The sequence below is a fragment of the Geoalkalibacter sp. genome, from assembly GCF_030604225.1.
Lineage (GTDB): Bacteria > Desulfobacterota > Desulfuromonadia > Desulfuromonadales > Geoalkalibacteraceae > Geoalkalibacter.
The window spans coordinates 1-7,974 of record NZ_JAUVWH010000138.1 but is presented as its reverse complement, the minus strand read 5'-3'; the positions used below and the strand labels follow the sequence as shown (position 1 = coordinate 7,974).

Sequence of the window (7,974 nt, the reverse complement as noted above, 5' to 3'; positions counted from 1 at the left end):
GCCGTCGCCCTGCGCGGCGGGTCGCCCGACATCACCATCGGCGTCATCGATCTCGACGGGGTGGCCCCCAACCACCCGGATCTGACGGCCAATCTGACCGACGGCACCAGCAAGTTGGTGACGTCCATGAACTTCGCGGTCGCGCCCATCGTCGCGCAGACCGCGGCCGGTCTGGGCGGCAACCACGGCACCCAGTGCGCCGCCTCGGCCACCGCCGCCTTCGATGACAATCGCGGCATGCCGGGCGTCGCGCCCAACTGCCACCTCATCGGCGCGCGCATCGGCGGCGCCGCCAACACGGTGCTCATGGCCGATATCTACCTGTGGGTCGGCGGCTTCCTCAACGGCTCCACGGCGGCGGGCTTTCCGGCCGCGCCTCCGGCCCGCGCCGCCGATGTGATTTCGAGTTCCTGGGGGTCCAACGGCCTGGCCCTTTCCAACACCATCCGCGACTGCTTTGATTTCCTCACCACCTACGGGCGCGGCGGCCGCGGCTGCGTGCTGTGCTTTTCCCTGGGCAACACCGGCTATCTCGATTTCACCAACGCCGCGGGAGCACTGTTTCGCGCCTGGCCGACCTACCAGAAAACCATCGCGGTGGGTTCAAGCATCAACGTCAACCCCACCAATCCCATTCCCGTGTCTTTTCATGCCGACCCCAACGGCAACGTGAACAATATCGCCACGGCCGTCGACCGGCGCGCCCTGTTCAGCCCCTTCGGCGCCACCGCCCTGCGCAAGCCCGACCTGGTTTCGCCCTCGCACACCGCCTACAACGGCGCGGGCAATCTCATCGACCCGATCCTGTCGGCGGTGCGGGTCGGCACGGGCAACGTGGACGGCTGCCCGGGCCCTGCCACCTGTAACGACTACGCCGTCTCCTTCGGCGGCACCAGTCATTCCACCCCGACCGTAGCGGGTGCCGTGGCCCTCATCCTTTCGGCGCGCCCCACCTTGAACTGGGTGCAAGTGCGCGACATTCTGCGCCAATCCTGCGCGCGCATCGACGCAGGCCAGGCCAACGCCATCGGGCAATGGCAGGATCTCGACGGCGATGGACTGATCGATTACAGCCGCTGGTACGGCGCCGGGCGCCTTGACGTGCAGGCCGCCGTGGGCCTGGCCCTGGACGGAACCCTGCCCCTGGCGGACGTCCACGTGCGCGAGAATCTCGCCGACACGGGTACCGTGCCCTCCGCCGGCAACTGGTGGGCGAGCCCGGACATCTGGGTGCGCCAGGATGCCGCGACACCCATTCCGGCCCTGGCCTGGAGCGATCCGCCGCCCCATCAGAATGCGCGGCGCGGGCAAAACAATGCAGTGTTCTGTCGGGTGCGCAACCGCGGCACGGCGGTGGCGACAACCGTCTATGTCCGGGCCATGCTGACCCATTGGGCCGGCCTGGAGTTCGTCTACCCGGCCGATTTCCAACCCTCGAACAATGTCGGCGCGCCGGTTCCCAATCCCCTGGTGCCGGGCACCTACCTGATCGGTGAAGCGCGCATCGACAATCTCGGCGTCGGCGCCGATCAGATCGTCAAGTTCACCTGGCCCCAGGCGTTGATTCCCCCGGCCACGGTGATGGTCGGCGGAGCCACCGTTCACTGGCATCCCTGCCTGCTGGTGGAAGCCTCGCCCCACGACGGCCCCGCGCCTGTCGGCGGGCTCGCGGTGCCGGTGCAGGGCAACAACAACATCGCTCAGCGCAACATCAGCATCGTCGACGCCGGCGACGCGGATGCCGACCTCTTCGTGGGCATGATCGCCGGCACGCGCAGTGTCTTCGGCGTGGCGACCCTGATCCTCGACGCCGGCCTGCTGCGCGGCGCCACCTCCATCCGTCTGCACCTGGCCGACGCGCGGGCCATGAAACAACTGACGGCGGGCATCCGCCAGGCCGTGGCCGAGCAACTGGTTCCGGCGCCGCGGGACAAAAAAGATGATCCGTGCGCGGTGATCATCGAACAGCACACCCGCCTGAGAATCGTCTGCGGGCCCTGCGAGACGGTCATCGAAGCGGCGCCCGGATCAAGGATCCTCACCTGCGGCAGTCGCCCCGGCGAACCCGCGAAGGTCAATTTCATCAAGCATCAGAATCTGGAGGCGGTGGAACTGGTGGGATTGCATGGCCGCATCGAAGTCCCCTTGCGTCTGGCCGGCAACCAGTACGTGCCCTTGCTGGTCGCGGTCACCGGACCTGCCGAGGGGGACTTGCACCTCGCCCAGCGGCGTGGCGACGGCGAAATTTCGGCGGGGTATGGCATTCGCCGGACTCGTTCCTAAAAACCGGCGTTGAGGGTTTTGAAAAAACCACCCCGCGCCGCATCCCGGTCGGGCGCGGCAGGGGGTGGTTGAAGGTAATGAAAAAATACGCGGCCCGTCACAGGGCGGGCCGCTCGATCTGTTGATTAACTTTTTAGCGGACTAATGCTTGATGGCCTCCACCGGGCAGACGTCATCGCAGGCTCCGCAATCCGTGCAGGCTTGCTTGTCGATGACATACATGGGGTCGCCGGGGCTGATGGCTTCCACCGGGCAAGCCGATTCGCAGGCTCCACAGGTTGTGCAGTCTTCGGTAATGTAATGCGTTCCCATAACCTCTCCTCCATGCTTGGTTGGTGTGATGGGCACAAGGCCACCGGGCTCACTATAGCGCCATTTTTTTCGAATGCAATCGCTGCCCCTCATTCATCTCTAGGTGCATCCCATAGCAAATCAGTGTCACCACGGAGCACGCAATGCCCACTTGTACACACGGCTCTTTTATGCGAGTCTAATAGCCTGGATTTGTTGCCGTATTCTTGATGGACCGGAAATGTTTCCGCCAGGGACGGATGCCATGAGAAACCTGATGACGCAGTGTTGCGAGGTGGAGAGGACGATAGCTAAAATCTACCGTCTGCTGGCGACAATGGAAGGATTGCCTCCCGAAATCAGAGGGGTCTTCGGCGAACTGGCTCTCGACGAGGAAGATCATGCGGTGCAGATTGAATGCGCCCTTGAGATCCCCGACGACAGATTTTCCCCCTGCGTCGAAATCCCCGAAGCGAACAATCTGGCCCTTGACCTCTTGCAACGGGCCAAAGCCATTTTGGCTGACGTCCGCGAGCATCCCAAGTCACAAGCGGATGCAGTGGGCGTCGCCATGGATCTGGAACAGGATTTCCGGCGCATGCACCTCTTTGCCGTCGCGCATTTCCCCGAAGAGCGCCTGAAAACCATGTTCAGCCGCTTTGCCCGTTACGAGGAAGCGCATCTGAGGCTGCTGGAGCCCTTCCTCGCGGACGGTCCACAATAGTTTTTCTTGCCCTAGAGCACGCAAGCGTTGAAGCCAATAGCCGTCCGCTCCAATCAATAAGGCCGCGAACAGAAATGCTCGCGGCCTTATTGATTGGTCAATACGGAAAATGAGGCTTGGTGACTCAATTTTTTCGGCGACGAAACGCCGCGACAGCGACCAGCCCCCCCCCGAGAAGAATCAGGGTCGAAGGCTCTGGAATGGGATCAACCGAGGCCCCAACACCGTTAATACCAGCACCCGCGCGGAAAATGTCAGCGGCATTTTGCTGGCTGTCATTCCAGATCTGGATATTGTCGAGATAGCCCAAAAAGGACTGATTGGAATTTCGATTAATACCGAGGCGGAAGTTCTGCAAACCACCGGGATTGAAGGCAGCCGTATTCACCAAATCGCCATTGAAATATAAGCGCACGTTGCTTGCATTAAATTTCTGTACGACAATGTTTTGCCAGACATCAAGAGTCGGAGCTCCTATGGTTAGCACCGGATTGTCAGTTGTCGTACGAGAAACGAAGCGATAAGAGCCGTTATGGCTGTCGATCTGCCAGGAAAAATCAGCCGTTGAAGAGGTATTGTTGCTGAACAGCGCCTTAAAGGTTCCCTGATCAAGCACGGCCGTGTTGACCCACAGAGACAGGGTCCAGTCCGGCATGCCGCCGGGGCCCGAGACCTGAAGGTAATTGGCCGACAAGCCATCTGAAAAGTAGGCTTGTTTCGACAGGTCCGGCGTACCGCCTACCGCAGAGAGGTCGTAGCTCGTTGAGAAACCGCTCGTGTCAGCCAAGGTAAAATTGTCGAAGGTATAATGAGCGATGAGAACGGCATGGCTCGACGAAGCGCTGAAAAAAGCAATAAACGCCAGCACCGCCAGCGTTAAAAAGGATTTTTGCATGGGTCCGCTCCTTGTTTGAAATAAACAAAAAATTAAGATATCGTTATCGCCGAATTTTTTCATGCAAAAACCAAACCATCCAACAAGGCATTGAATTTTATAACTTTTTCAAAATACTCAAAACATTCACTGTAAAGATTTTCGACAAAACACGCCACAACAAAACAGCCAATAAAAGACAAAAGCGTTTAGAAAACAATGCCTTAATCGCTGACACAACGAAACCGACAAATCATCGAAAATGTCGAAAATATTGACATAACAAAAGCAGTCGCGCACATTTTTCGCATTTCTTTACTTTATCCACACAAAGAGACGACCATGCGACCCTTCCTTGCCAAAATCAGCTATCCGGTGCTCATCCTGCTGACCCTCCTGCTGGGACTCTCGCCCTTTGTTCCCGAACCCCATCTCATGGAAAAGCTGCGCATGCTCAGGGAGGGCAGCCTCTCTCGCCCCCTGGATATTTTCGACCTGTTCTTTCACAGCCTGCCCGCCATGGTGCTCGGCATCAAATTCGGCCTTGAGCGTCCCTGGCGAAAAAATGCAAAGTGAAGCACGGCAAGATCCTCAAGGCTACGATTTCCGGCGCTGCAAGCTGTGCGGGCAGCAGGCCGCGGAGCCCTTCTGCCGCCTGACAGGGGGAACCCTTCAGGTCTGCCGGCACTGCGATTTTCATTTCCTCGACCACCTCGATCCCCTGCCTTCGGGCAACGAGGAGCAGCCCCGGGAGTTGGACGAGAAATCCTGGAAATACATTTCCGAACGCCTGGGCACCGGCGAGGGCGAACTTCCCTGGCGCCTGCGCCTGGTGGAAAAATATTGCCGCCTGCCCGGCGCTCAGTGCCTGGATATCGGGGCGGGCGTCGGGCAGTTTCTCCTGCTCTTGCGCGCCGCCAAGGCCAACGGCACCGGCATCGAGCCAAGCCGCCTGCGCCGGCTGTTCGCCCGGCGTGAATTCGATCTGCACCTGGAGGAGCAAACCATCGAGGCGCCGCAATGGCGGGAGAAATACAGCGAATATTTCGATGTCATCACCCTCTGGGATGTCATCGAGCACGTCAACTTTCCCGCCGAAACCCTTAGCTGCGCCTTCCAACTGCTCAAGCCCGGGGGCGCCCTGCTGATCGACACCCCCTCGCGCACGGTCCTGCCCTACCGCCTCAGCCTAGTCGCCGCTCGCCTGAGCGGCGGCCGCGTGCCGCTGTTTCTGTCCAGCTACTATTCCGCCTTGCCCTACGGGCACAAGCAGATCTTCACCCCCCGACAATTAACGCGCTTGGTCGCGCAGGCCGGTTTTCAAATCCTCACCCAGGGGGCCGGTTACGATGAGCTGCTGGGCCTGCGCCCGCCGCTGCTGCGACCCAGAAGCAAAATCATCCTGGTGGCGCGCAAGCCGGTTGCAGGCTGAAACTACTCAGAGAGAAACAACTTGAAATCCAGGGGAATGGGCGCTTCCAAGGCCAACTCCAAACCGCTGACGGGATGCCTGACATTGAGTTTCCAGGCGTGCAGGAGGTGGCGGGCGACGGCGACGCACCGCCCGCCGATCTCCACAAAGGCGGGGCCGCCATAGAGCACGTCGCCAAGCAGGGGATAGCCTTCGCCAGCCAGGTGGGCGCGAATCTGGTGGGTGCGACCGGTGCGGGGGCGAGCTTCGACAAGGGCAAAATTATCGCCCCTCTCACGGGTGCTGAAGCTGGTTTGCGCGGCCAGTCCGCCGCTGCGCACGGCGATGGTGCGGCCGCGACTTTTGGCCTTGAGATGGTTGGAGACGGCGAAGGTCGCCGGGGGATGGCCGGCCACCAGGGCAAGGTAGAACTTTTCCACTTCGCGGGCACTGAACTGACGGGCCAGCTCGCGGTTGGCCTCGGCGGTGAGCGCCAGAAGAAGCACGCCGCTGGTGTCCTGATCGAGACGGTGCAGCAGAATCGGGGGATTGTCGTGACGTCCGAGCACCGCCGCGGCCAGATCCTGGGCATTGGGACCGCCACCGCTGGTGCGATGGGAAGGTAGGCCGGCGGGCTTGTTGACCGCCAGCAGCCAGTCATCCTGGTAGAGAACGGCGAGACGCGGCAGCGCTTGGGGCTCATCGACCGCGACCAGCGCCAGGATTTTCTCCCCGCCGCGCAGCAGATGGCCGGCACGGCGCCTCACCTGGCCATCGACCCGCACCCGGCCTTCATCCAAGGCCTGCTTGACCTTTTTTCGCGAGGTTCCGGCGATGCTGCGCGCGAGAAACAGGTCGAGGCGTTCGCCGGCGGCACTCGCGGCAACGCTGAGGCGATGGGGCAAGGGTCGAGCCGCCTGCTCGGTCATGGCACCTTACCCGACCATCCCCTCAAGCCCGCGCGGGCTCAGATCGGTGATTTTCACCACCACGGCCCGACCCACCAGGTCCGCGGAGCCGGGGAAGAACACCTGCAGGTAGTTGCGCGTCAATCCCTTGCGCACCCCGGCGCTGATGCCGCCTTCCACCACCACCTCCAGTTCGTGCCCGATGAAGCGCCGGGCATAGGCCTGGGTTTTGTCTTCGCCCAGGGCGCGAACCCGGGCCGCGCGTTCCTTGATGATCTCCCCCGGCACCTGATCGGGCATGGTCGCGGCGGGGGTGCCGGGACGCTTGCTGAAGGGAAAGACGTGCAGATGGGTCGCGGGGAGACTCTCGATGAAGCGCAGGGTGCTGGCGAATTGCTGCTCCGTTTCGCCGGGGAAGCCGACGATCACATCCAAACCGATGGCCGCCTCGGGCAAACGGTTGTGAATGCCCTCGATCATGCGCCGGAAAAATACCGTGTCGTAAATCCGGTTCATGCGCTGGAGAACCTGATCGTCGCCGGATTGCAGGGGAATATGGAAGTGGGGGCAGATCACCGGGGATTCGGCCATCAGATTCACCAGGGCGGCGGGAATCTCCGTCGGCTCGATGGAGCCCAGGCGCAGGCGCCGCACCGGCGTTTCGTCCTCGATGCGGGCCACCAACTCGCGCAGGGAGCAGGCCGGGGAGAGATCGGCGCCGTAGCCGCCGATGTGAATGCCGGTGAGGACGATTTCCGGATAGCCGGCCTCCACCAGTTGCCGCACCTGCGCCAGGGCCTCGTCGGGCGGCAGGGAACGGCTGCGGCCGCGGGCATGGGGAATGATGCAGTAGCTGCAGAAGGCATCGCAGCCGTTCTGGATCTGCACAAAGGCGCGGCTGCGCTCGGAAAAGCGCGACAGGCGCAAAGGCACCGCCTCGCGCGCGCGACCGATGTCCGAGACCTTGACCTGGGGCGTTTCGGCCACGTCCTGCAAGAGGTCGAGAAACTCCTTTTTCTCGGCGTTGCCGATGACCAGGGCGACGCCGGGTAAATTAACCAGTTTGTCGGGCGCCACCTGGGCATAGCAGCCCGTCACCACCACGCGCGCGGCGGGGTTGAGGCGCCGGGCGCGGCGGATGAGATTGCGTGACTGGCGGTCGGTGGCGGCGGTCACGGTGCAGGTGTTGACAATGACCAGATCCGCGCCCTCCTCGAAAGGCAGAAGTTCATAGCCGGCGCCCAGCAGGCGCTCTTCCATGGCGGCGGATTCGTACTGGTTGGTCTTGCAGCCCAGGGTGGTCACACTAACCGTCGTCTTCAAGCGATCCAACCTCCTCCCAGAACCCGGTCCCCCTCATAGAACACCGCCGCCTGACCGGGCGTCACGCCCATTTGCGGGGCGTCGAAGCGCACCTCGGCGCGGCCGTCGGGCAAGGCGCTGATGGTGGCGGGCACCTCCTCATGACGATAGCGGATGCGGC

The 7,974-nt window shown here is 62.0% G+C and carries 9 protein-coding genes; 4 read left to right on the top strand and 5 right to left on the bottom strand.

Annotation, left to right across the window (positions count from 1 at the left end; all coding sequences use genetic code 11):
• Positions 1 to 2,283, top strand: a 2,283-nt coding sequence (locus QAT43_RS12955; RefSeq protein ID WP_305043500.1) for a S8 family serine peptidase, incomplete at its 5' end; no start/stop codon positions are given.
• 141 nt (positions 2,284 to 2,424) lie between these two features.
• Here QAT43_RS12955 and QAT43_RS12950 read toward each other — a convergent pair.
• Positions 2,425 to 2,595 carry a DUF362 domain-containing protein gene (locus QAT43_RS12950; RefSeq protein WP_305043499.1) on the bottom strand — a complete coding sequence of 57 codons (171 nt, stop codon included), beginning with the start codon at positions 2,593 to 2,595 and terminating at the stop codon, positions 2,425 to 2,427.
• 244 nt (positions 2,596 to 2,839) lie between these two features.
• On the opposite strand from QAT43_RS12950, the gene QAT43_RS12945 reads away from it, so the two are divergent.
• Positions 2,840 to 3,298, top strand: a complete 459-nt coding sequence (locus QAT43_RS12945) for a hypothetical protein (RefSeq protein ID WP_305043498.1) — start codon at positions 2,840 to 2,842, stop codon at positions 3,296 to 3,298.
• A gap of 124 nt (positions 3,299 to 3,422) precedes the next feature.
• Here the strand turns inward: QAT43_RS12945 and QAT43_RS12940 are convergent, their stop codons facing one another.
• A complete protein-coding gene (locus tag QAT43_RS12940) occupies positions 3,423 to 4,193 on the bottom strand; it encodes a LamG-like jellyroll fold domain-containing protein (protein WP_305043497.1) in 771 nt (256 codons plus the stop codon).
• 321 nt (positions 4,194 to 4,514) lie between these two features.
• Here QAT43_RS12940 and QAT43_RS12935 point away from each other — a divergent pair, with 321 nt between their 5' ends.
• Together QAT43_RS12935 and QAT43_RS12930 are read left to right on the top strand one after the other, a co-directional pair.
• Complete coding sequence (locus tag QAT43_RS12935) at positions 4,515 to 4,748, top strand: hypothetical protein (protein ID WP_305043496.1); 234 nt, start codon at positions 4,515 to 4,517, stop codon at positions 4,746 to 4,748.
• Entirely contained in the window at positions 4,738 to 5,604 is an 867-nt protein-coding gene (locus QAT43_RS12930) for a class I SAM-dependent methyltransferase (protein ID WP_305043495.1), read from the top strand. The genes QAT43_RS12935 and QAT43_RS12930 overlap by 11 nt, the downstream gene beginning before the upstream one ends.
• A 2-nt stretch (positions 5,605 to 5,606) precedes the next feature.
• Here QAT43_RS12930 and QAT43_RS12925 read toward each other — a convergent pair whose 3' ends face one another.
• Genes QAT43_RS12925 through QAT43_RS12915 form a run of 3 tightly spaced genes read right to left on the bottom strand, consistent with a single transcriptional unit; the run spans position 5,607 to position 7,948 of the window.
• Positions 5,607 to 6,512 carry an RluA family pseudouridine synthase gene (locus tag QAT43_RS12925; RefSeq protein ID WP_305043494.1) on the bottom strand — a complete coding sequence of 302 codons (906 nt, stop codon included), beginning with the start codon at positions 6,510 to 6,512 and terminating at the stop codon, positions 5,607 to 5,609.
• Between the two features lie 6 nt (positions 6,513 to 6,518).
• Entirely contained in the window at positions 6,519 to 7,814 is a 1,296-nt protein-coding gene (mtaB, locus tag QAT43_RS12920) for a tRNA (N(6)-L-threonylcarbamoyladenosine(37)-C(2))-methylthiotransferase MtaB (protein ID WP_305043493.1), read from the bottom strand.
• Positions 7,811 to 7,948, bottom strand: coding sequence for an aminomethyltransferase beta-barrel domain-containing protein (locus QAT43_RS12915; RefSeq protein ID WP_442900265.1), 138 nt, complete (start codon positions 7,946 to 7,948; stop codon positions 7,811 to 7,813). Before QAT43_RS12915 ends, mtaB begins: the two co-directional genes overlap by 4 nt.
• Between the last annotated feature and the right edge of the window lie 26 nt (positions 7,949 to 7,974).